This window comes from Rhodococcus sp. NPDC080181, assembly GCF_040702225.1.
GTDB classification, from domain to species: Bacteria; Actinomycetota; Actinomycetes; order Mycobacteriales; family Mycobacteriaceae; genus Rhodococcoides; species Rhodococcoides fascians.
The window spans coordinates 1-21,810 of the sequence record NZ_JBFBKN010000023.1; the positions used below are offsets into that span (position 1 = coordinate 1).

22 protein-coding genes are annotated in these 21,810 nt (G+C 64.4%); 2 read left to right on the forward strand and 20 right to left on the reverse strand.

Translation table 11 applies throughout. The features are described from left to right. Positions 1–438: 438 nt before the first annotated feature. Entirely contained in the window at positions 439–1,122 is a 684-nt protein-coding gene (locus AB0O58_RS21560; protein ID WP_366238763.1) for a pyridoxamine 5'-phosphate oxidase family protein, read from the reverse strand. A gap of 92 nt (positions 1,123–1,214) precedes the next feature. Here AB0O58_RS21560 and AB0O58_RS21565 point away from each other — a divergent pair, with 92 nt between their 5' ends. Continuing rightward, positions 1,215–2,618 (forward strand): PLP-dependent aminotransferase family protein, encoded by a 1,404-nt coding sequence (locus AB0O58_RS21565; RefSeq protein WP_366238764.1) that lies wholly within the window; start codon positions 1,215–1,217, stop codon positions 2,616–2,618. On the opposite strand, the gene murA is transcribed toward AB0O58_RS21565, so the two are convergent. Beyond that, positions 2,611–3,864: a UDP-N-acetylglucosamine 1-carboxyvinyltransferase gene (murA, locus tag AB0O58_RS21570; RefSeq protein WP_366238765.1), complete on the reverse strand. Its 1,254-nt coding sequence runs from the start codon at positions 3,862–3,864 to the stop codon at positions 2,611–2,613. The two genes, AB0O58_RS21565 and murA, sit on opposite strands and share 8 nt — an antisense overlap. A 53-nt stretch (positions 3,865–3,917) precedes the next feature. Here murA and AB0O58_RS21575 point away from each other — a divergent pair, with 53 nt between their 5' ends. Further along, entirely contained in the window at positions 3,918–4,511 is a 594-nt protein-coding gene (locus AB0O58_RS21575; RefSeq protein ID WP_032373968.1) for a cob(I)yrinic acid a,c-diamide adenosyltransferase, read from the forward strand. 18 nt (positions 4,512–4,529) lie between these two features. Here the strand turns inward: AB0O58_RS21575 and AB0O58_RS21580 are convergent, their stop codons facing one another. The 18 genes from AB0O58_RS21580 to thrB all read right to left on the reverse strand — a co-directional run bounded on the left by AB0O58_RS21580 (position 4,530) and on the right by thrB (position 21,809). Then, entirely contained in the window at positions 4,530–4,967 is a 438-nt protein-coding gene (locus AB0O58_RS21580) for a DUF2550 domain-containing protein (RefSeq protein WP_032373969.1), read from the reverse strand. A gap of 29 nt (positions 4,968–4,996) precedes the next feature. Then, positions 4,997–5,356 (reverse strand): F0F1 ATP synthase subunit epsilon, encoded by a 360-nt coding sequence (locus tag AB0O58_RS21585; protein ID WP_027497898.1) that lies wholly within the window; start codon positions 5,354–5,356, stop codon positions 4,997–4,999. 30 nt (positions 5,357–5,386) lie between these two features. Then, on the reverse strand, positions 5,387–6,835 hold the full coding sequence (atpD, locus tag AB0O58_RS21590; RefSeq protein ID WP_027497899.1) for a F0F1 ATP synthase subunit beta: 1,449 nt from the start codon (positions 6,833–6,835) through the stop codon (positions 5,387–5,389). A gap of 3 nt (positions 6,836–6,838) precedes the next feature. Next, complete coding sequence (locus tag AB0O58_RS21595; RefSeq protein ID WP_032373970.1) at positions 6,839–7,810, reverse strand: F0F1 ATP synthase subunit gamma; 972 nt, start codon at positions 7,808–7,810, stop codon at positions 6,839–6,841. A 52-nt stretch (positions 7,811–7,862) separates the two neighbouring features. After that, on the reverse strand, positions 7,863–9,506 hold the full coding sequence (gene atpA / locus AB0O58_RS21600) for a F0F1 ATP synthase subunit alpha (RefSeq protein ID WP_032365581.1): 1,644 nt from the start codon (positions 9,504–9,506) through the stop codon (positions 7,863–7,865). Positions 9,507–9,594: 88 nt separating this feature from the next. Further along, complete coding sequence (locus tag AB0O58_RS21605; protein WP_032373971.1) at positions 9,595–10,422, reverse strand: F0F1 ATP synthase subunit delta; 828 nt, start codon at positions 10,420–10,422, stop codon at positions 9,595–9,597. 8 nt (positions 10,423–10,430) lie between these two features. Beyond that, on the reverse strand, positions 10,431–11,000 hold the full coding sequence (locus tag AB0O58_RS21610; protein WP_027497903.1) for a F0F1 ATP synthase subunit B: 570 nt from the start codon (positions 10,998–11,000) through the stop codon (positions 10,431–10,433). 7 nt (positions 11,001–11,007) lie between these two features. Further along, complete coding sequence (locus AB0O58_RS21615) at positions 11,008–11,247, reverse strand: ATP synthase F0 subunit C (RefSeq protein ID WP_008715092.1); 240 nt, start codon at positions 11,245–11,247, stop codon at positions 11,008–11,010. Positions 11,248–11,325: 78 nt separating this feature from the next. Further along, positions 11,326–12,102, reverse strand: coding sequence for a F0F1 ATP synthase subunit A (gene atpB, locus AB0O58_RS21620; protein ID WP_141214497.1), 777 nt, complete (start codon positions 12,100–12,102; stop codon positions 11,326–11,328). 390 nt (positions 12,103–12,492) lie between these two features. Further along, positions 12,493–12,924, reverse strand: a complete 432-nt coding sequence (locus AB0O58_RS21625) for a hypothetical protein (protein ID WP_366238776.1) — start codon at positions 12,922–12,924, stop codon at positions 12,493–12,495. A gap of 94 nt (positions 12,925–13,018) precedes the next feature. Then, positions 13,019–14,227: an MraY family glycosyltransferase gene (locus tag AB0O58_RS21630; RefSeq protein WP_366238766.1), complete on the reverse strand. Its 1,209-nt coding sequence runs from the start codon at positions 14,225–14,227 to the stop codon at positions 13,019–13,021. Between the two features lie 18 nt (positions 14,228–14,245). Further along, positions 14,246–14,908, reverse strand: coding sequence for an L-threonylcarbamoyladenylate synthase (locus AB0O58_RS21635; RefSeq protein WP_027497908.1), 663 nt, complete (start codon positions 14,906–14,908; stop codon positions 14,246–14,248). Between the two features lie 55 nt (positions 14,909–14,963). Next, positions 14,964–15,848 carry a peptide chain release factor N(5)-glutamine methyltransferase gene (prmC, locus tag AB0O58_RS21640; RefSeq protein ID WP_032401278.1) on the reverse strand — a complete coding sequence of 295 codons (885 nt, stop codon included), beginning with the start codon at positions 15,846–15,848 and terminating at the stop codon, positions 14,964–14,966. Positions 15,849–15,882: 34 nt separating this feature from the next. Next, complete coding sequence (locus AB0O58_RS21645; protein WP_167329839.1) at positions 15,883–16,677, reverse strand: SHOCT domain-containing protein; 795 nt, start codon at positions 16,675–16,677, stop codon at positions 15,883–15,885. A gap of 104 nt (positions 16,678–16,781) precedes the next feature. Then, positions 16,782–17,858 carry a peptide chain release factor 1 gene (gene prfA / locus AB0O58_RS21650; protein ID WP_027497911.1) on the reverse strand — a complete coding sequence of 359 codons (1,077 nt, stop codon included), beginning with the start codon at positions 17,856–17,858 and terminating at the stop codon, positions 16,782–16,784. Positions 17,859–17,954: 96 nt separating this feature from the next. Then, the gene (gene rpmE, locus AB0O58_RS21655; protein WP_008715081.1) at positions 17,955–18,188 is read right to left on the reverse strand and encodes a 50S ribosomal protein L31; all 234 of its coding nucleotides are present in this window, start codon (positions 18,186–18,188) and stop codon (positions 17,955–17,957) included. A 200-nt stretch (positions 18,189–18,388) separates the two neighbouring features. Then, a complete protein-coding gene (rho, locus tag AB0O58_RS21660; RefSeq protein WP_230593565.1) occupies positions 18,389–20,566 on the reverse strand; it encodes a transcription termination factor Rho in 2,178 nt (725 codons plus the stop codon). A gap of 310 nt (positions 20,567–20,876) precedes the next feature. Further along, complete coding sequence (gene thrB, locus AB0O58_RS21665; protein WP_032365577.1) at positions 20,877–21,809, reverse strand: homoserine kinase; 933 nt, start codon at positions 21,807–21,809, stop codon at positions 20,877–20,879. Position 21,810 lies beyond the last annotated feature (1 nt).

Below are 21,810 nucleotides of genomic sequence, written 5' to 3' on the forward strand. Positions count from 1 at the left end.
AGCGGATGGCTGATACATCGAATGCTTTCACCAAATAAAATTCGGCACTGACATTCATCGACACACTGTTGAGTTCTCAAAGAACACGCACACACTCGAAACCCACGAACACACAGTCCGTAAGCCTCCAGGGCAACTGTTCCAGTCTATCCCAGCTTGGTCTCGGACACAAGGCCCGACTCTTGGGGGATAAAACCTCGCCGAGCCACACGTCCAACCTCGTTCACCCAGTCCGTGAAGACCGGGTCGGTGTCCGTCGCTCTGACTCGACAAAAGTTACGCCACCAACCACACCAACGCAAATCGGCAGGTGGATCGACTTACCGCCGGCATCCGCGCAGGTCGGAGAACCTGTGCGCAAGAAGGCCTCGCATTCGGCCGGCACATCCCCGCATGTGACGCCAGCCATATCTTGCGAACAGTCGACAGAAACGGGTTTCATGAGCGGGACAACGCCAGAACGTGGTCGGGCACATCGAGGTTCGGTTTTACATCTTCCCCACGCTCTGCAGTGCCGACGTATTGACCGATCGGAATCACACCCGCCCACACTTCACCTGCTGCAATGTCGGCCTCGTCGTCGATCGGTCCGCCGGTCCGCGCTTTCACCGATGCTTCGTACAGCGGTAGCGCCAACACACTGGTCGCCGCCAGCTCTTTCCTCGTATGCGCCCGCAGATATGTGCTTCTACCCGGAACGACCTGATCGACTATGGCGTCCAATGCCCGTGCCCGTTCGTCCTCGTCCTCCACTCGACGTGGCCGTCCCACGATGACGGCGCTTCGATAGTTCATCGAGTGATGGAACTCGGACCGGGCCAGAACCAACCCGTCGACGACCGTGACCGTCACGCAGATGTCCTGATCAGGCGCCTCCACCAGGCTTCGAGAGGCGACCGAACCATGGAGGTACAGGGTTCCCGCCCTGTCCGGCCCGTCCGGATCCAGGCCGAACACGGTCGGGAGCACACGTGGCACGTTCCCCACCAGCACCCCCATATGACAGAGGCGAGCCGATCGGAGCACGTCGAGCAACGCCGTCCGCTCCGACTGCGCACGCTGCCGACCTCGGACCACGGTGGTCCTGGATGTTGGGGACAGAAGTGTTTCGTCGGCCGTCATGCCACCAGAGTGCCGCCCCGTTGGCTCACTGTCATGGTCCAATAGGGAGCAATGATGCTAGGCCACTTTCTGCCATGGACAGGTGACGCACGATGACCTTGCCGCCGAATGCCCTGTCGATCGCGATCGATCGAGCCGACCGCCGCACGTTGCCCGTTCAGGTGGCCGACGGTATCCGGGCGGCCATCGATCGCGGCGAGCTCGAGCCGGGCGTCCGATTGCCAAGCACCAGAGCACTTTCCGTCGAAATGGGTCTGGCTCGTGCGGTGGTGGAGAAGGCGTACGAGCAGCTCGTCGCCGAAGGATGGCTCGAGGCACGTCGCGGATCCGGCAACTACGTCCGAGATGTTCCGCATGCCGTTCGGTCGGACCACAGGCTGCACCGAGCACAGGAAGGCCCACCCACTACTCAGCGCATTTCGCTGCGCCCCGGAATACCGTGGACTCCGCCTCGCGCATCCGTTGCGTGGAAGCGGGCATGGCGAGACGTCGGTGGCTCTCCCCCACCGGGCGACTATCCCGATCCGGCCGGCTCACTCGACTTGCGCAAGCGCATTGCCGACTTGCTCGGCCGCGTACGCGGGCTGCACACCACCGCGGATTCGATCGTCGTCACCACGGGCAGCATTCACGGTCTGGACCTGGCACTGGGTGCCCTCTCAGCAAACGTCGGCGTCGAACATGTTCTCGCACTGGAGAATCCGGGATACCGAGCTGCTGCTGCCCTCGCTACACACCGCGGGTGGTCCGTTCACGACATCCCCGTCGACCGCGAGGGCCTCGTCGTCGACGAGCTCGAATCGGTTCCTCACGGCACCCCGGCCGTTTACGTCACTCCCTCACACCAGTACCCCACCGGCGGACTCATGCCCATCGGTCGTCGGCGCGCCCTGGCGGACTGGGCACGAAGTACCGGAACCACCATCTTCGAGGACGACTACGATTCCGAATTCCGTTACGGCATAGCACCTTTGACGACGGTCACCGAGCTCGTTCCGGACCGTGCCGTCTACCTGGGAACGGTATCGAAGACGCTGGGTGCCGGCGTACGCCTCGGATGGATGGTGGCTCCCCCGTCGATGGTCGAGCGCATCACCGACACACGTCGCGCCATCGGCGACTTCCCGTCGGTTCCCGTCCAGCAGGCCATGACCTCGCTGTTGCGCGACGGCGAATGGGACCGGTCCGTACGCACGGCACGTCGGATCTATCGGGCACGTGACCGCGTCGTCGCCGCTGCGCTGGCGCCATTCGGCGAACTTCGGGGCGTCGGTGCCGGGCTGCACACGGTGCTCGTACTCGACGCAGACGTTGCACGCGATATTGCAGCCGACTGCGCGGACAACGGAGTCGATTTGCCGACACTCGCACATTCGACGCGATCGCCGACCACCGATGGTGGCATCGTCGTCGGCTACGGGTCGGTGGCGGACGATCGATTCGAGCGCGCGCTCCGGGTGCTGGTCGACGCTCTCGAGAAGAGGTCGGTCAGCTGACCCGCTCGATGCTCCCGCCGAGAGCGGTCAGGTTTTCCACGAATCGCGGATAGCCCCTGTCGATGTGGAACACGTCGTGCACTTCGGTCGTACCGTCCGCCACCAGCCCGGCCAGGACCAGCCCGGCCCCAGCTCGAATGTCCGAAGACCACACCGGCGCGCTGGAGAGTTGGGGAACACCGCGAACCACAGCATGGTGGCCATCGGTACGCGCATCAGCGCCCAGTCGGATCATCTCCTCGACGAACCGGAAGCGTGCCTCGAACACGTTCTCGGTGATCATCGACGTCCCGTCGGCGACGGTCGCGAGCCCGATAGCCATCGGTTGCAGATCCGTCGGAAACCCGGGGTACGGCAACGTCGCAAAGTTCACTGCTCGCGGCCGTTCGTGCTGAACGACGCGGAAGCCGTCCGGTTCGCTGGTCACCTCGGCACCCGCAGACCGCAGCTTGTCCAGTACGAGCGAGAGATGCTTCGGGTTAACCCCCCGCACGCGAACGTCCCCGCGCGTCATCGCGGCCGCGATTCCCCATGTAGCAGCCACGATTCGGTCGCCGATGACGCGATGAGTCGTCGGCTTCAACGCGCTGACACCCCGGATGGTGAGGGTCGAGGTACCTGCACCTTGGACGTCGGCACCCATCTCGTTGAGCATGTTGCACACATCGACGATGTCCGGTTCGCGGGCCGCGTTGTCGATCACGGTCTCACCGGTGGCAAGCACTGCCGCCATCAGGATGTTTTCCGTCGCTCCCACAGAAGGGAAAGCCAACCTGATGTTCGCGCCGCGCAACTCGTCGGCTTCCGCCACGACGCATCCGTGTTGAATTTCGCTGCGCGCCCCCAGCAACTGCAGGCCGGACTGGTGCATGTCCAGGGGACGAGACCCGATGGCGTCCCCGCCCGGCAATGCCACCACCGCGCGCTTGCACCGCGCGACGAGAGGGCCGAGGACACAGACCGATGCCCTGAACTCGCGTACCGCCGCGAAATCGGCGTGGTATTTCGGCATGGCCGGGGTCGTGATGTGGACGACCGAGCCGTCGAGCTCCACCTCACACCCGAGCCCGCGCAACACCTCCGCCATCAGCGGGACGTCCAGGATGTCGGGACAGTTGGTGATCGTGCTGGTTCCCTCGGCGAGCAGGGCCGCGGCCATCAGCTTGAGGACGCTGTTCTTCGCACCACCGACCGCCACCTCACCCACGAGGCGATTACCACCGTTGACCAAAAAGCGTTCACTCACTTCGACAGCGTAGCCAGCGGTACCGACCGGCACCCGCGCGGTACCGTAGCCGCATGGCCGTTCACCTCACTCGCATCTACACCCGGACCGGCGACGACGGGACCACGGGATTGAGCGATTTCTCGAGGGTCTCCAAGAACGACGAGCGGCTGATCGCCTACGCAGATTGCGACGAGACCAATGCCAGCCTCGGAGTCGCACTGGCACTGGGAAATCCGAGCGAATCCGTGCGGACCGTCATCCGGACCGTTCAGAGCGATCTGTTCGACGCCGGTGCCGACCTGTCGACTCCTGTCGTCGAGAATCCGGAGTATCCACCGCTGAGGATCGATCAGAGTTACATCGACCGTCTCGAAGGCTGGTGCGACGAATTCAATGACGAGCTACCGGCGTTGACGTCGTTCATCCTGCCCGGCGGCACACCTCTGGGAGCGTTGCTGCACGTCGCGCGCACCGTCGCTCGGCGCGCGGAGCGGTCGGCCTGGGCAGCAGTTCATGCCGGCCCGGAAACGACGAGCGATCTGCCGGCCAAGTATCTCAACAGGCTCTCGGACCTGCTGTTCATCCTGAGCAGGTATGCAAACCCGGAGGGCGACGTGCAATGGGTACCGGGAGCGAGCCGCTCGACGGGTACCGATTCCGACTGATTTCCGGCGAGCGACTCGTCAGGCCGCCGGTCGACGGCGCCGCGAGCGCCCCGATGGGCGTGACTCCACCCAGGACAGGAAAGCGGTCAACGCACTTCTGTCCAATGCCATTTCGTAATTCTTGCCGTTGTCCGACAACTCCAGCACAGCGATGTCCGGAGTCATGATGTCGAACTCGGTGTCGCGTGGGGCCCGTCGGTCCCCCACCTGAACGTCCTGTCTGCCCAGCCGATGGTCGGGCCCGGGTCGCAAACTGGACAGTTTGAAGAACACCAGCGTGTTGTCGCCGTACCGAATGATGCCGTGCCGCCAACCGGCACCGCCCTCGGACGGGAGCACACGCATGATCGCCGCCGTACCGCCTCGTCGCAGCACCGCGAGACGATACGCAAAAGCCGCGACGAGCCCTGCGAGCAGCACAACCAGAATGATCAGAGCAATCAATCCGGAGTGCATCGCAGGTCTCGTCGCGGCTTCTCGTGAACCTAGGACCGCTCGACAGCGCGGATACGTCCCTTGGCCACCGCAATGGCCTCGAGGTCGTCGCCGTTCTCTGCCACTACAGCCCGTGCCGATTCGACATCGATGTCATCGGCGAAATCGGCGGACTCCGCCAGCACTGTGACGGTCTTACCCGTCACCGACAGGAAGCCACCGTGCACCGCAGCGATGATCTTCTCGCCGTCGGTCGTCGTGATCGACACCGTGCCCGCCTCGACCAGCTGGCCGAGGACAGGCTCGTGGCCGGCCATGATGCCGATCTCACCTTCGGTGGTCTGAGCACTGACGATGGTCGCAGTACCGGACCAAAGCTTCTGCTCCACAGCGACCAGGGAGACCTCCATGCCGCTCTTCTCGGAAGAAGTCACGTCGGTCTACTTTCCGGCCATCTTCTTCGCGGCTGCCTCGACGTCGTCGAGACCACCACAGCTGTTGAAGGCCTGCTCGGGAAGGTGGTCGTACTCACCCTTGGTGACCTTGTCGAACGCCTCGATGGTGTCCGAGAGGGACACGACCGAACCGGCCTCGCCGGTGAACTTCTCGGCAACGATGAAGTTCTGGCCGAGGAACTTCTGGAGACGGCGTGCGCGGCCGACCAGAACCTTGTCCTCTTCCTGAAGCTCGTCCATACCGAGGATGGCGATGATGTCCTGCAGCTCCTTGTACTTCTGCAGGATGCGCTTGACCTCGTTGGCGACGCGGAAGTGCTCGGCACCGACGATGCCGGGCTCGAGGATGCGCGAGGTCGAGCTCAGCGGGTCCACAGCGGGGTAGATACCCATCTGCGAAATCGGACGCGACAGTTCGGTCGTCGCATCGAGGTGCGCGAACGTCGTGGCCGGAGCCGGGTCGGTGTAGTCGTCGGCGGGGACGTAGATCGCCTGCAGCGAGGTGATCGAGCGGCCACGGGTCGAGGTGATGCGCTCCTGGAGCTCACCCATCTCGTCCGCCAGCGTGGGCTGGTAACCGACGGCAGACGGCATACGACCGAGAAGGGTCGACACCTCCGAACCTGCCTGCGTGAAGCGGAAGATGTTGTCGATGAACAGCAGCACGTCCTGGCCCTGCACATCGCGGAAGTACTCCGCCATGGTCAGTGCCGACAACGCCACGCGCATACGCGTGCCGGGCGGCTCGTCCATCTGTCCGAAGACGAGGGCGGTGTCCTGGAGGACGCCCATCTCTTCCATCTCGAGGTGAAGGTCGGTGCCCTCACGAGTACGCTCGCCGACTCCTGCGAACACCGAGGTGCCCGAGAACTCGCGTGCGATACGGGTGATCATTTCCTGGATCAGCACGGTCTTGCCGACACCGGCACCACCGAACAGACCGATCTTTCCGCCCTTGACGTACGGCGTCAGCAGGTCGATGACCTTGATGCCGGTCTCGAGGATCTCGGTCTTGCCCTCGAGCTGATCGAAGGCTGGTGGCTTGCGGTGGATGCCCCACTGCTCGCCGTCGCGGCCGAGTCCGGGGGTGTCCAGGCAGTCACCGAGGGCGTTGAACACGTGGCCCTTGACGACGTCACCGACGGGAACCGAGATCGGCTTGCCGGAGTCGACGACAGCCGTGCCACGGACGAGGCCGTCGGTGGGCTGCATCGAGATGGTGCGAACCAAGTTGTCACCGAGGTGCTGTGCAACCTCGAGCGTCAGGGTCTTGGCCACGGTCGGCAGAGTGATCTCTGCGTTGAGGGCGTTGAACAGTGCGGGAATCGAGCCGCGCGGGAACTCGACGTCCACAACGGGGCCGATGACCCGAACGACACGGCCGGACTGTGTGTCCGCTCCGCTCGCGTTCTCTTGGGCTACTGCTGCGGTCATTGCTTAGTCACTTCCTGCGCTGTCGGCCAACGCGTTGGCGCCACCGACGATTTCGCTGATTTCCTGGGTGATCTGGGCCTGCCGAGCCTGGTTGGCCTGACGGCTCAAGGTCTCGACCAATTCGTTCGCGTTGTCCGTCGCTGCCTTCATGGCGGTACGACGCGCCGCGGACTCCGACGCTGCTGCATCGAGCAACGACGCGTAGATCCTGGTGCTGATGTACTTGGGCAGCAGCGCCGAGAGCAGAGTGCCTGCCTCCGGCTCGAACTCGTACTGTGCCTGCACATCCGCGGTCGGTGAGTCGGTCAACGCGTCCGCACCCATCTCGAATTCCTCGTCGGTGTACGAGATTTCGAGTGGTGCCATCCGGCGGACTTCGGGCTTCTGCGTGAGCATCGACACGAAGCGGGTGTAGACGATGTGCAACTCGTCCACGCCCTCGACGGTGCCTTCACCGTTGGGAGCGTCGACCTCGGTGCCCGAACCCGCCATGAACAGCTCGACCAGATGCTTGCTGGCCTTCGCTGCATCGGCGTATCCGGGTTCCTGCGAGAAGCCCGTCCAGGCACCCTTCACGTCCCGCTCACGGAACGTGTAGTAGCCCAAGCCTTTTGCGCCCAGCACGTAGATGACCGGGTCCTTGCCCTCGGAACGAAGAAGCTGGAAGAGCTCCTCCGATTCCTTGAGGACGTTGGAGTTGTAGCCACCGCACATACCGCGGTCACTGGTCACGACCAGGACTGCGGCACGCTTGGGCTCGGGTCGCTCGTTGAGCAACGGGTGATCGAGCGAGCTCGATGCACTCGCCAGCGCGGAGAGCACCTTCGTGATCTCTTCCGCGTACGGCTTCGATGCGGCAACGCGGGCCTGCGCCTTGGTGATTCGCGAAGTTGCGATCAACTCTTGCGCTTTGGTGATCTTCTTCGTCGAGTTGACCGACTTGATACGGGAGCGAAGCTCGAGAATGCTTGCCATCTAGCTGTTCACGCTCCCTTCTGTGCTCGTCATGTCACCTGTCATCGCCGGCCTACTTGCTGACTGTCTTGCGGGTGACGTTGACCTGCTCCTGGCTGACCTCGTCGGCGTTCAGAGTGTCTGCCTCGGCCTCGTTGACGACGCGGTTGCCGTCCGAGTCCACGAAGCCGGCCTTGAACTTCTCGGTCGCTTCGGTCAGTGCCTTCTGGTTGTCGTCGTCGAGAGCCTTGCCACCGGCAATGCTGTCGTAGACGCCGCTGGCGTTGCGGTGCAGGTCTTCGAGCAGCTCGGTCTCGAAGCGGCGAACATCGCCGACCGGAACGGAGTCGTACGTGCCCTGGCCTGCGAGCCAGATCGAGACGATCTGGTCTTCCACGGCCACCGGTGCGTACTGATCCTGCTTGAGCAGCTCGACCAGGCGAGCGCCGCGCTCGAGCTGCGCCTTGGACGCCGCATCGAGGTCGGACGCGAACGCCGAGAAGGCTTCGAGCTCGCGGAACTGAGCAAGCTCGAGACGAAGGGATCCGGAGACCTTCTTCATGCCCTTGGTCTGCGCAGCGCCACCGACTCGAGAAACCGAGATGCCGACGTTGATGGCGGGACGGACGCCCTTGTTGAAGAGGTCCGACTCCAGGAAGACCTGACCGTCGGTGATGGAGATGACGTTGGTCGGGATGTATGCCGAGACGTCGTTGGCCTTGGTCTCGATGATCGGCAGTGCCGTCAACGATCCGCCACCGAGCTCGTCGGACAGCTTCGCCGAACGCTCCAGCAGACGGGAGTGCAAGTAGAAGACGTCACCGGGGTATGCCTCACGGCCCGGCGGGCGACGCAGCAGCAGCGAAATCGCGCGGTAGGCCTCGGCCTGCTTGGTCAGGTCGTCGAACACGATGAGGACGTGCTTGCCCTGGTACATCCAGTGCTGGCCGATGGCCGAGCCGGTGTACGGAGCGAGCCACTTGAAGCCGGCCGAGTCGGACGCGGGTGCGGCGACGATGGTGGTGTATTCGAGCGCGCCCTGCTCTTCGAGTGCAGCCTTGACGCCTGCGATCGTGGAGCCCTTCTGACCGATGGCGACGTAGATGCAGCGAACCTGCTTCTTGTCGTCGCCGCTCTCCCAGTTGGCCTTCTGGTTCAGGATCGCGTCGATGCAGACCGCAGTCTTGCCGGTCTTGCGGTCGCCGATGATGAGCTGACGCTGGCCGCGTCCGATCGGGGTCATCGCGTCGATCGCCTTGATGCCGGTCTGCAGCGGCTCCTCGACGGGCTGGCGCTCGAGTACCGAGGCAGCCTGCAGTTCGAGGGCGCGGGTCTCGGAGGACTCGATGTCGCCGAGGCCGTCGATGGGCTTGCCCAGCGGGTCCACGACGCGACCGAGGTAGCCGTCGCCCACGGGGACCGAGAGCACGTCTCCGGTGCGCTTGACTTCCTGGCCTTCTTCGATGTGCTCGTAGTCACCGAGGATGACGGCACCGATTTCGGTGGCATCCAGGTTCAACGCGACACCGAGGACTCCGCCCGGGAACTCCAGGAGTTCGTTGGACATCGCCGACGGCAATCCGGACACGTGAGCGATTCCGTCGCTCGTGTCCGTAACCGTGCCGACCTCCTCGCGGGAAGACTCCGGTGAGTAGCTCGCGGTGAAGTTATCGATCGCGCTACGGATCTCGTCGGAGGAGATCGTCAGCTCCGCCATAGTGTTTCCTGCTCTTCCTTCGAATGATCGCGGTATGAAAAGCCTCGAATGCCGAGGCGATTCTTCTCGTTACTGTGTCCGTGTCGGACTATTTGAGCGTCTTTCGCAATGCAGCGAGGCGGCCTGCCCCGCTACCGTCGATGACCTCGTCGCCGATACGAACGACAAGTCCGCTGAGCAGTTCGGTATCGACCTCTACGTGCACCGTGACCTGCTTGCCGTACGTGCGGGTCAAGGTTGCGGTCAGCTTTTCGAGCTGACTGTCGCTCAGTGGGGCTGCGCTGCGTACGTGTGCAACTGCGCGGTCGCGCTGTTCGGCGGCCAGATCTGCCAATCCGTTCAGCACGTCGGCGGGTGCCGCCTTCCGTGGACGCGTGACGGCCTGCACCGCGAGCGCCTCGGTGACCGCGGTGACCTTGCCGTAGAGCAGTCGACCCAGCAGTTCACGCTTGGCCTGTGCCGGCTTCGAGCGATCCGACAATGCCTGCTCGAGCTGCGGGTTGGCAGCCACGATGCGGCCGAGCCGGAACAACTCGTCCTCGACCGTGTCCAGCTGGTCCTGATCGGCTGCGGCGCGGAGCAGAGCTTCGCGTCCCAGCTCGACCAGCGAGTTCAGCAGGTCACGGGCTGTGGACCAGCTTTCGCCGGCCGCAGCCTTGACGATGGTCGCCGTTGCGCTCGACACCTGGCCGGAGAAGACCTCTCCGGCCAGAGCGCTTCGTCGATCGCCCTCGACCGAGGAGTCGGCGAGAGCGGTACGCAACGTGCGCTGCGCGTCGAGAGTCTCGACGACGGCGAACAACTCGGCACCGGTCTGAGCGGCGACGGCCGTTGCCTCGCCGCTCGACGCGGACCCCAGAGCTTCGTGGGCGACCGACCGTGTGCGGGCGAGCGCCTCACGAGAAGTTGCGTACATGGTTCGACTCACTTTCCTGATGCGGAGTCCGCGGTGACGGAATCCAGCTCGTTGAGGAAGCGATCGATCGAACTGGAACGCTTCGCGTCATCGGAGAGCTGCTCTCCGATGACCTTCTCGGCGAGTTCGACGGCCGTACGTCCGAGGTCGCCACGAAGTTCGGTGACGATCTGCTGACGCTGAGCAACGAGCTGACTGTGGCCTGCGGCCACGATCCGATCGCTCTCTTCCTGCGCCTTTTCCTTCATCTCGGCGAGAATCGCCTGTCCCTGGGTGCGCGCTTCCTCGCGGATCTGCGCAGCCTCGGAACGGGCGTCGGCGAGCTGAGCGTGGTACTGCTCGAGAGCAGCCTTCGCCTCTGCCTGTGCCTGCTCGGCCTTCTTGATTCCGCCTTCGATGAGCTCGGAACGCTCGGAGAGGACCGTCTGGAAACGCGGTACGACGTACTTCCAGAACAGGAAGCCGATGATCACGACACAGACGATCGACCAAACGATGTCGTATGTTGCGGGCAGCAGCGGGTTCTGGGATTCCTCCCCCTCCGCCCCGGCTGCGAGCAGCGTTATCGCGTTTGTCATCGCGCTCTCAGAGAATGAAGCCGGCGACGAGGCCGATCAGGGCGAGGGACTCGGTGAATGCAATGCCGAGGAACATGGTCGTACGGAGCTGACCGGCCAGCTCGGGCTGGCGAGCGGTTGCTTCCATGTTCTTGGCGACGACGAGGCCGAGGCCGATGCCACCACCGATCGCTGCGAGGCCGTAGCCGATGGCGCCGTATCCGCTGGCGGTGATTTCCTGCGCCTGGGCCAGAACTTCAAGGCTCATTCGGTTTTCCGTTCCCTTTCTTCGGTCCACATCCGGGTGTCGGAGGTGGCGGTGTAGCTAGTTCGGTCTGTTGGTCGGTCAGTGCGAGTCGGCGTGCAGCGACAGATCGATGTAGATCGCCGTCAGCAGCGCGAAGATGTATGCCTGCAGGAAGATCACGAGCATCTCGAACATCGTGAACAGGAAGCCCATGATGAGCGAGGGTGCGGCGAAGATCTTCAGGCCGGCGGAGGCCTCGAAGAGGAAGAACTGCGTGGCGCTGAAGAACAGCACGAGCATGATGTGGCCGGCGAGCATGTTGGCCAGCAGTCGCACCGTCAACGTGAACGGGCGAAGCACGAAGTTCGAGATGAACTCGAGCGGGATCAGCAGCACGTGCATGGCCTTCGGAATGCCCGGGATCACGATCGTGCCCTTGACGAACTTGGCTGCACCGAACTTCTTCACACCGGCGTAGACGAACGCGATGTACGCGACTGCGGCCAACACGATCGGCAGACCGATGCGGGCGTTGGCCGAGATGTTCAGGAACGGTATGACCGCGCTGAGATTCACCGCGAAGACCGTGAAGAAGATCGTCATGATGACGGGCAGGAAGCGGCGTCCCTGTTCCTTGCCGAGGACATCCTCGGCCACGTGGATCCGGACGAAGTCGAGAGCGATCTCGGCGACGTTCTGGATTCCGCGAGGAACGATCTTGGGGCTGCGCAGAGCGATCAGCATGAAGACGATCAGCAGAGCCGACATCAGGATGCGGATGAGCATCAGCCGGTCGAGCTCGAACGGGGTTCCCTCGAACAGCACCGCGGGAGGAAAGAAATCGGATAGTGACGGCGGATGGAACTCCGCAGCCAGAGTGGTGACGCTCAGCGGTCTCTCCCGTGTTCGGGCCGCAACCGAGTAACGGCTGCGGTTCGATCGGACAATGACGATCTATCAAGTCGACGAAAATCGGCTCGCAATCGTCAGAGGCTGAGGCCCGGTCTTCATCGGCCAAGCGTCTGTCGGGTGTCGGCGACTCACGTCGACTCGGCAACTCTCAGGGCGAAACCCTACGTTGCCGAAGTCTGTGACTCCGGGCCTACTGTAAGGAAGCTCACGCTGATGGTTACCTGCGGGGGTCCAGTCCGGGGAAAAAGTCTCTTTCGTCCCGGTCTTGCCCATCGCTTGATGCAAACTTTATCAACAGAACTACGACGTTGTGTAGGCGGCCCTCAGCTTAACCGATTACGACAGCTTGTCGTACTACGACTTGTCGGGGTTCCCGTCGGCAGGAACGCTGTCGACGTAGCCCACCTTCGTCTTGACGACACCGAACACCTCCGCGCCCAGGACCACCACCAGAGCCCCCAGAATGGTCAGCCCGAGCGAATACCGGTTGTAGAAGTCCGCATCCTTGAGTGCCACGAGCACGATCAGCGCGATGACCATCTTGACCAACCACCCACCGAGCAACAGCGCTCCGACCGCCGACGCGGGAAAACGCGTGGTCAGAGCCACTGACAGCGCGGTCGTGATGACGAATCCGCCCCCGATGGCCACTCCGATGATCGACCCCCACAATCCTGGAGTTTCCGCAGCAGCAACCGAAATCCCCACGCTCACCACCGTCAGTACCACCAGGCCGATGAGGCCGTAGCGGACCGCGGCACGAAGCGGTGCGAATTGGTCGGGCATGGGCTGCGGGGTGAAGGTCACAGTTGTCGAGAGTACCCAGTCGCACCCGGTGGCCGGCACCAGCCGGGACACGACCGAAGAACCACGGAGCACATCAGCGGCGTCGTAGACCCCGACGTTCGGATCCGGGTGATCGATCCACCCGCAGAGTGGGCACAGCCGTGACGACGAGCGCGAACACCAGACCGGCAGCGACGAGGAGCACCACGATGCGACGGTCGAGAAGCGAGGATCCGACCGCACCGAACGCCAGCACACCGACCCAGAGGTAGATCACCAGAACCACCCGTCGATGCGAGTGGCCGATCTGCAGGAGTCGGTGATGGAGATGCATCTTGTCGGGGCTGAACGGACTTCGCCCGGCCCGAGTGCGGCGAACGACGGCGAGCAACAGATCGAGTATCGGAATGAGCATCACGGCACCGACCAACAGGAGCGGCGACAACAGACCCAGCAGATCGCGTGGACCGTAGGCCGTCAACGGAATGCGCCCCGAGGCACTCGTCGAGATCGTGGCCAGCGTCAGCCCGATCAACATGGACCCCGAATCGCCCATGAAGATGCGCGCCGGTTGGAAATTGTGCGGCAGAAATCCCAGGCAGGCACCGGCCAGCGCCGCCGCGATCAAGGCAGGTGGGTAGACGCCGACGTCGCCCCCCTGTTCCTGCAGCAGGCCCACCGAAAAGATGCAGATCGCGACCGACGAAATGAGGCCGAGTCCGGCTGCGAGCCCGTCGAGGCCGTCGACGAAGTTCATCGCGTTGACGATGACGACGGTGATCAGAACGGTCACCAGTCCGGCCTGAAGCTGGTCGAGCACCAAGGTGCTGCCCGGTTGGCCGGGCTCGCCGCCCCAGGGCTGGTAGAGCACGACCCAGCTCACACCCATGATGACCAGGACGCCGGCCGCCGTCACCTGGCCGACGAACTTCGTCAGTGCGTCGAGACCCCAACGGTCGTCGATGACGCCGACCAGCACGATCACGAAGCCTGCGACCAGCGCAGCCGGAATGTCGCGGTTGTAGGCGACATCGAATCCGCGGGCCAACGCGGGCAGCTGCGAGGCGAACAGCAGCGCGGCGAGCATGCCGGCGTAGATGCCCACTCCCCCGAGTCGCGGGGTGGCCTGCACGTGGACGTCACGATCACGAGGAATGGCGACTGCGCCGAACTTGATCGCGGCCACTCGAACGCCACCGGTCGCGAAGAACGTGACGACAGCGGCCGTCAGGAAAACAAGCAGCAGCTCGCGGATCGGAACGCCTGCGCCCAGATTCGACTGGGCAAGCACCTCGACGCTCATGCGGAACGGACGGGCATGTCAGGACGCTCCTGGGACCAGGCTTTCGGCGGTGACACCGAGAACCTCGGCAATCTGCTCCGTGGGAATGGCACCGACCCGCAGGATTCGTGCGTGCTCACCGGTCAGGTCCACGATGGTGGAGGCCACCGCGTGGTCGGCCGGCCCCCCGTCGAGATAAACCGCTGCAGATCCACCGAGTTGTTCTCGCGCCTGCGTCACCGTGGTGGCGGGCGGACTTCCCGAAATATTTGCACTGGACACCGCCAGCGGACCTACTTCACGAAGGAGCTCGAGCGCGACCGGGTGCAGCGGCATCCGCAGCATGACGGTTCCCTGAGCATCACCCAGATCCCACGCCAGCGACGGTGCCTGCTGGACGACGATGCTCAATGCACCGGGCCAGAAGGCTCGAATCAGATCTCGGGTCCGCGGCCGGACGCTCTGCACCAGGCCGTCGATCGTGTTCCACGAACCGACGAGGACCGGGACCGGCATATCGCGTCCCCGCCCCTTGGCGCGCAGCAGGTCGGTGACCGCGCTGCCGTCGAACGCGTCGGCGGCGATCCCGTAGAGCGTGTCGGTGGGCATCACGACGAGTCGACCGGATTTGAGGGCACCGCGCGCTGCGGTCAATCCGGCAGCCCGCGCATCGGCTTCACGGCAGTCGTAGACGGTACTCACTCCGCCTATCCTTCCACCTTCGGTAACGAAGTGATGTCAGGTGCTGCTTTGCCGCTCAGACAGTGGGCGGCGTCGCCCGTGCCGCCACGACGAAGCGGGGTCGGCCGGCCAGGTCCGGATGCTCGGTGACCTGGGTGAAGACTCGTCGCCGAGACAACAGGGCAGCGACTCCCTCCCCGTTCGAGTCGTCGTGTTCGATGGCGACTCCGCCGCCGACACGTAGCCACCGCGCGATGTTGCCGATCATCGGCTCGATGACCGACAACCCGTCCTCGCCGCCGAACAGCGCGATGTGTGGGTCGTGGTCGAGTACTTCCGGATCGAGCTCCGCCCCGTCCGGAATGTACGGCGGGTTCGCGACGATCATGTCCACCGAGCCGTCGAGGTCGGTCAACAGCTCCCGAGAAGTGACGTCTCCGTGATGCAACGTGATTGGCGAATCACCCTGCTCGGCACGCAGATCCGCGTTGCGCCGGGCCCACGCCAACGCCGACGGATCGAGCTCGACGGCGTGCACGACGGCATCCGGGCGTGCGTTCGCGATGGCGAGCGCCAGCGCGCCCGACCCCGTGCACAGGTCCAGCACCACGGGCGGGTGATGGCCGACGTTCTCGAGAAAAGCGAGCGCCCACGCCAACAGCAATTCGGTTTCGGGACGCGGAACGAACACCCCGGGACCCACCTCGACATCGATGTTTCCCAATGACGTCGTTCCCGTGATGTATTGCAGAGGAATACGTTTCGCGCGCTGCTCGACTGTTCGGAAGTACGCCTCGACGAGCTCGGGCTCCACCAACGGCACCAACCCCAGCCGACCGCGATCGACTCCGACGAGGTGCGCGGCGAGTAGCTCCGCATCCACCCGAGGGCTCGGCACACCGGCGGCCTCGAGCATCGACGTCGCTTCGAGGATGGCTAGGCGTAACGGCTTGCGGCTCACTTCTACAGACTGCCACGGCGGTCCGACACCGGACTCACAGCCGCCCCAGCAACTCCGACTTCTTTGCGAAGAACTCGTCGTCGGTCAGAAATCCCTTCGCATGCAGACCGGCGAGCGCCTCGATCGCAGCGGTGATGTCCGAGATGTCGACACCGGTGTGAGCAGGTGAACCCGACTGCGCAGACGCGAAGTTCTGTGCGGCCGGCTGCGGCTGCTGCGAGGAGGGCATGTTCTGCGGTGGCGCGTCGGCGGACCGTTGGTCGACGCGCGGCAGACTTGCCGCGGTGAACGTGCCGTACTGGCTGGTGAACTCCACCGAACCCGGACCCCCACCCTGCTGCTGTTGCACTCCGCCGATGGAGTGATCGAGGGTGTCGTACACCGCCAATTCCCCTCCCACGAGGACAGCGAGGCGACGAGATCCTGGAAACACCGCGTACTGCGATCCGTTCTGGCCACCGCTCGAACTCGGCGAACCCAGATCCGACGGCCACCACGATCCCCCGCCGAACGAAGTGCCACCGAACGATCCCGTACCGGCATCTCTCGGTGGATAGACCTGATGCTGCGCCAACACGGCGGACAGATCGCGGCACAAACCGTCGACCCGACTCTTCAGGCCGTGATCGAACATGTTGCCCACCATCGTCATACCGCCGCGCATCCACTGCCCACTGCCGCCGAGCTCGGGAATGTTGAACTGCGCCATGGTGCCGCGGCCGTTGTTGACGGCGTCGAGCATGGTGCGGACGGCGTCGGTGGACACCCCGTAGCGGGAGGCGAGTTCGGTGACGGCGTTCTCGCCTGCGGGGGTCAAGGCCTGATTCATCTCGGGTGTGCCTTTCGTGGCGCGGGCGGGTCGAATCCGATCGCCAGGGTAGCTCGAGATTCGTTCGATCAGCAGCGTGAGAACCGAAAACGGTTGTCGCGCAATTACTCTGCTTGCATACGTGCGTCGCGGTCTGCCTTGGCGAGCGCGTCGAGCAGTGCGTCCATGTCACCGTCGAGCAGAGCGTCGAGGTTGTGCGCTTTGAATCCGATGCGGTGATCGGTGATGCGATTCTCGGGGTAGTTGTACGTCCTGATCCGCTCCGAGCGGTCGACGGTACGCACCTGGCTGGCCCGGCCGGCCGAGGCCTCTTCGTTGGCTGCTTCCTCAGCGGCCGCCTGCAGACGCGCCGCGAGCACCTGCATCGCACGCGCCTTGTTCTGCAACTGCGATCGCTCGTTCTGACAGGTGACGACGATGCCGGTGGGCAAATGGGTGATGCGGACAGCGGAGTCGGTGGTGTTGACACCCTGACCGCCCTTGCCGGACGAGCGATAGACGTCGATGCGGAGATCGGTTTCGTCGATCTGCACTTCCTCGACCTCGTCGGGCTCCGGATACACGAGAATGCCGGCCGCGGAGGTATGCACGCGTCCCTGCGATTCGGTGACCGGCACCCGCTGCACGCGATGGACGCCACCCTCGAACTTCAGCCGCGCCCAGACGCCGTCGAGCGGATCCTTGGTCTTGATCGACAACGTCGCGTCCTTGTAGCCACCCAGGTCCGACACGTTCGCGTCGAGAACCTCGACTCGCCAGCCCCGGCGTTCGGCGTAGCGGACGTACATCCGCGCCAGGTCGGCCGCGAAGAGCGCCGACTCCTCGCCGCCCTCACCCGACTTGACCTCCATCACGATGTCGTCGCCGTCGTGCGGGTCGCGCGGTGCCAGAAGATCGGTCAGCGTCTGTTCCAGGTGCAGAACTGTTGCCTCGAGCTCGGGAATCTCTGCGGCGAACGACGAATCGTCGGCGGCGAGTTCACGTGCGGCTTCGAGGTCGTCCTGAGCGGCGGTCAACTTGGTGTGCGCCGACATGATCGGTGCCAGCTCGGCGAACCTCTTGCCTGCCCTACGCGCCGCGGACGGGTCGTTGTGCAGGGCGGGGTCGGCCAGTTGCTGCTCGAGGCCGGAGTGTTCGGCGAGGATGTCGTCGATGGCCGAAGGCTTGTCTGTTCTCGCCATGGTGACGACTCACTCTCCGAACGGATGAAACCGGGTGTGGACACAAAAAAGCCGACGCCCGCCCTGTAGTTCACAGGACGGGCGTCGGCGAAACAGCTAGCTGTCTGCGTCGGCCTTCTTGCCGGCGCGCTTGCCGTAGCGAGCCTCGAAGCGAGCGACGCGACCGCCGGTGTCGAGAATCTTCTGCTTGCCGGTGTAGAAGGGGTGGCACTGCGAGCAGACCTCGACGCTGATGCGCTCTTTGTCGGTGGTGCTTCGGGTCTCGAAAGTATTGCCGCAACCACAGACGACTGTCGTCAGTGTGTAGTCGGGGTGAATTCCTGCCTTCATGGTGTCCTTACCGTTCTTTGTAATGGTCGCCGGGTCGCCTTCGCTGATCGAAGACGTGAACCGGAACCGGACTCGGCCGTTGATTATGCCAGAGCGTGTATCTGCCCTGCTAATCGTCGGTACTTCTGTGCCGACAGATGCTTACAACGCGGGCACCTGCCCTCTTGTTCCCCGGACCCTCGGACCCGGGGAACACGGGATCAATCGTTGATGCCGCCGGGAGCTGTCTTCGACACTTCCATCAGGAATTCGAGGTTGTTCTTGCTCTTCTTCAGGCGATCGACCAGCAGGTCGATGGCCTGATGCGAGTCGAGACCGGACAACACGCGACGCAGCTTGTGCACCACGGCCGCCTCGTCCGGAGCGAGAAGAAGCTCGTCGTGACGGGTGCTGGACGGGTTGATGTCCACCGCCGGGAACACCCGGCGCTCGGCGATCTTGCGATCGAGCTTGAGCTCGGCGTTACCGGTGCCCTTGAACTCCTCGAAGATCACGGTGTCGCCGGTGGATCCGGTCTCGACCATGGCCGTGGCGATGATCGTCAGCGAACCACCGTGCTCGATGTTTCGTGCCGCGCCGAGGAATCGCTTGGGCGGGTACAGCGCGGTCGAGTCGACACCACCGGAGAGGATGCGGCCCGAAGCAGGCGAGCTGTTGTTGTACGCGCGGCCCAGACGGGTGATCGAGTCGAGCAGGACAACCACGTCCTGGCCGGCCTCGACCAGACGCTTGGCACGCTCGATCGCCAGCTCGGCGACCGCCGTGTGGTCACCCGGCGGACGGTCGAACGTCGAGGCGATGACCTCGCCCTTGACCGAGCGCTGCATGTCGGTCACTTCCTCGGGACGCTCGTCGACGAGGATGACCATCAGGTAGCACTCGGGGTTGTTGATGGCGATCGCGTTGGCGATGGCCTGCAGAACGCTCGTCTTACCGGCCTTCGGGGGGCTGACGATCAACGCGCGCTGACCCTTACCGATGGGCATCACCAGGTCGATGATGCGCGTGGTCAGGATGTTCTGCTGGGTCTCGAGGCGCAGCCGCTGGTTGGGGTACAGCGGGGTGAGCTTGCCGAACTCCGGACGCTTGCGCGCGGCCTCGACCTCTCCCCCGTTGACGGTATCCAGACGCACCAGCGGGTTGAACTTCTGACGCTGACCCGACTGCTCACCTTCACGCGCCACCCGAACGGCACCGGTGACGGCGTCGCCGCGGCGAAGGCCGTTCTTGCGCACCAGGTTCATCGACACGTAGACGTCGTTCGGTCCGGCCAGGTAACCCGAGGTCCGAACGAACGCGTAGTTGTCGAGAACGTCGAGAATGCCGGCTACCGGCTGGAGAACATCGTCCTCGCGGATCTCGGTGTCGCGCTCGCGACCGCCGCCGCCCTCGTTGCCCTCGCCGCGGTCGCGTCCACGACGACGCTCACGGAACCGTCGACCCCTGCGACCGCGGCCTTCGCCGTCGTCGTCCTGGTTGTTGTCACGGTTGTCGCGCGGGCCGTTGTTGCGGTCCTCGTTGCGATTGTCGTTTCGGTTTTCGTTGCGGCCGTCGCCTTGATTGCGATTGCGTCCGCCGCGGTCGTTCTGATTGCGGTTGCCGTTCTCACGGTTGGAGTCGCGGTTCGAGTTGTCCCGGTCGCCCTGGTTGCGACCCGCATTGTCGCGATTGCCGCCGTCCCGGTCCCCCTGGTTGCGATCGCCCTGGTTGCGGTCGCCCTGGTTGCGGTCGCCCTGGTTGCGGTCGTTCTGGTTGCGGTCGTTCTGGTTGCGGTTGCCGTTGTCGGTGTCACGCGGTTCGCGCTCGGCACCGTCCTGGCGGTTGCGCTCGCCGCGGCTACGACGTGGGCGCTCCGCTGCGGCGTTCTCGCCGGAATCGTCCTGCTTGTCGGTGGTCTCCGCTGCAGCGGTCGACTCCGCGGTAGCGGGGGCCGATGCGGCCGTGTCGCCGCTGCCGTCCAGTGGCAACTGGTCGGGCGCACCTGCGCGGCGACCCGCGGCGCGGCGGCCCCGGGTGCGACGTCCGGCCTCGGGTGCTGCGTCCGACGTGTCGGCAGCCGTCGCAGGCTCGGGAGCAGTGTCGATTGCGGGTCGTTCGTCGGCAACCGGTGCCGACGCAGCAGCGCGTCGAGCCTTGGGAGCGTCGGCCTTCGGTGCATCGCTCTTCGGCGCATCGGACTTCGGCGCAGCGGACTTGGCCGGCGCGGTGCCCGATTGACGCTCGGTGATGGCCGCGATCAGATCGCCCTTGCGCATGCCGGAGATGCTCTTGATGCCGAGTTCGCCAGCGAGGCTGCGTAGCTCGGTGAGAACCATTCCGGACAGGCCGGCGCGACGGCGTGACGTTTCGGGCGCAGAGATGAGTTCCGTATCGGTCACGGAGGTCCTTTCCTTCCCTCGCTCGCTCGATGCGCAGCCGAGGGTTCGTTCCGCAGCTCGGCTTTCTGCCGAACTCGGATATTGCCGTTCATGTTCGACGCACTCCGCCGACGACACCATCGGTCCGGGACCGCAGCGAACTACGGGAAGGACCGAGCCAGGAGCGTCACATCACTCGGACGTTCTGAACTCCCCCGAATACAGTGACCTGATTGCCCTGACGAAACCGGCGTCTGAAGCGCACGATGTACGGACAGGGTTCACCATAGCGTCGTTGTCCTCGCTCGGCAAGAACCCTATTCGGTGTCGGTCATGCGACCGTGACTCCGTCGGCCACCTCGAGGTCGAGAACTCGCCATCCCTCGGCCAGCGCAGCGTCGCGCAGATCGGCCGGGAATTCTTCGGTGCACAGGGCCATGACGGTAGGGCCTGCTCCCGACACCACCGCGGCGATCGAGCGGGCGCGCAACGTCGCGATCCACCGGGTGGTGTCGGGCAGCGCCTGTGCCCGCTGGCCCTGATGCAGTAGATCCTCGGTGGCAGCCATCAGCAGATCCGGACGCTCGGTCAATGCGACGACGGCGAGCGCACTGCGACTGACGTTGAAGGCGGCGTCGCGGTGCGGCACCAACTCCGGCAGCAATCCCCGTGTGTGCGAGGTCGAGGAGCGCTCGGAGGGCACGAGCACGACGACCTTGATGCTGGGATGTACGTCCAGGCGCACGGCGGCGTACTTGCGTGCCGTCACACTGGCATTGGGCGGTTCGCTCCACGACACGACGGCACCGCCGAGGCAACTCGCCGACGCGTTGTCGGGGTGCCCCTCGAACTCGGACGACAACTGCACCAACTGACTGTCCGACAACGACAGCGCGGGGTCCACCTTCGACGCGAGTGCATTGGCCGCGGCGAGCCCGCCGACCACGGCCGAGGCCGAGGATCCGAGACCTCTCGAATGCGGAATGACGTTGCGGCAGTGGACATTCAATCCATCCGCCCACACTCCGGCCGCTTCCAGACCCCGCTCGATGGCCCGCACGACGAGGTGCGTCGGTCCCCACGGAACGTCCGCCGACCCCTCACCGTCGACGTGGATCGACAGGCCCGACGCCGTGGTCGTGACCTCGATCTCGTCGTACAGGCCCAAAGCCATTCCGAGACTGTCGAATCCGGGGCCGATGTTGGCACTGGAGGCCGGCACACGCGCGGTCACCGTGAGCCCGATGGGAAGCGTCTTCGTCATT

Bases quoted from the DNA above. Each gene is read 5' to 3' on its own strand.
- AB0O58_RS21560 (WP_366238763.1), bottom strand. From the start codon at position 1,122: ATGACGGCCGACGAAACACTTCTGTCCCCAACATCCAGGACCACCGTG.
- AB0O58_RS21565 (WP_366238764.1), top strand. From the start codon at position 1,215: ATGACCTTGCCGCCGAATGCCCTGTCGATCGCGATCGATCGAGCCGAC.
- AB0O58_RS21575 (WP_032373968.1), top strand. From the start codon at position 3,918: ATGGCCGTTCACCTCACTCGCATCTACACCCGGACCGGCGACGACGGG.
- AB0O58_RS21580 (WP_032373969.1), bottom strand. From the start codon at position 4,967: ATGCACTCCGGATTGATTGCTCTGATCATTCTGGTTGTGCTGCTCGCA.
- AB0O58_RS21585 (WP_027497898.1), bottom strand. From the start codon at position 5,356: ATGGAGGTCTCCCTGGTCGCTGTGGAGCAGAAGCTTTGGTCCGGTACT.
- atpD (WP_027497899.1), bottom strand. From the start codon at position 6,835: ATGACCGCAGCAGTAGCCCAAGAGAACGCGAGCGGAGCGGACACACAG.
- AB0O58_RS21595 (WP_032373970.1), bottom strand. From the start codon at position 7,810: ATGGCAAGCATTCTCGAGCTTCGCTCCCGTATCAAGTCGGTCAACTCG.
- atpA (WP_032365581.1), bottom strand. From the start codon at position 9,506: ATGGCGGAGCTGACGATCTCCTCCGACGAGATCCGTAGCGCGATCGAT.
- AB0O58_RS21605 (WP_032373971.1), bottom strand. From the start codon at position 10,422: ATGTACGCAACTTCTCGTGAGGCGCTCGCCCGCACACGGTCGGTCGCC.
- AB0O58_RS21610 (WP_027497903.1), bottom strand. From the start codon at position 11,000: ATGACAAACGCGATAACGCTGCTCGCAGCCGGGGCGGAGGGGGAGGAA.
- AB0O58_RS21615 (WP_008715092.1), bottom strand. From the start codon at position 11,247: ATGAGCCTTGAAGTTCTGGCCCAGGCGCAGGAAATCACCGCCAGCGGA.
- AB0O58_RS21625 (WP_366238776.1), bottom strand. From the start codon at position 12,924: ATGCCCGACCAATTCGCACCGCTTCGTGCCGCGGTCCGCTACGGCCTC.
- AB0O58_RS21630 (WP_366238766.1), bottom strand. From the start codon at position 14,227: ATGAGCGTCGAGGTGCTTGCCCAGTCGAATCTGGGCGCAGGCGTTCCG.
- AB0O58_RS21645 (WP_167329839.1), bottom strand. From the start codon at position 16,677: ATGAATCAGGCCTTGACCCCCGCAGGCGAGAACGCCGTCACCGAACTC.
- prfA (WP_027497911.1), bottom strand. From the start codon at position 17,858: ATGGCGAGAACAGACAAGCCTTCGGCCATCGACGACATCCTCGCCGAA.
- rpmE (WP_008715081.1), bottom strand. From the start codon at position 18,188: ATGAAGGCAGGAATTCACCCCGACTACACACTGACGACAGTCGTCTGT.
- thrB (WP_032365577.1), bottom strand. From the start codon at position 21,809: ATGACGAAGACGCTTCCCATCGGGCTCACGGTGACCGCGCGTGTGCCG.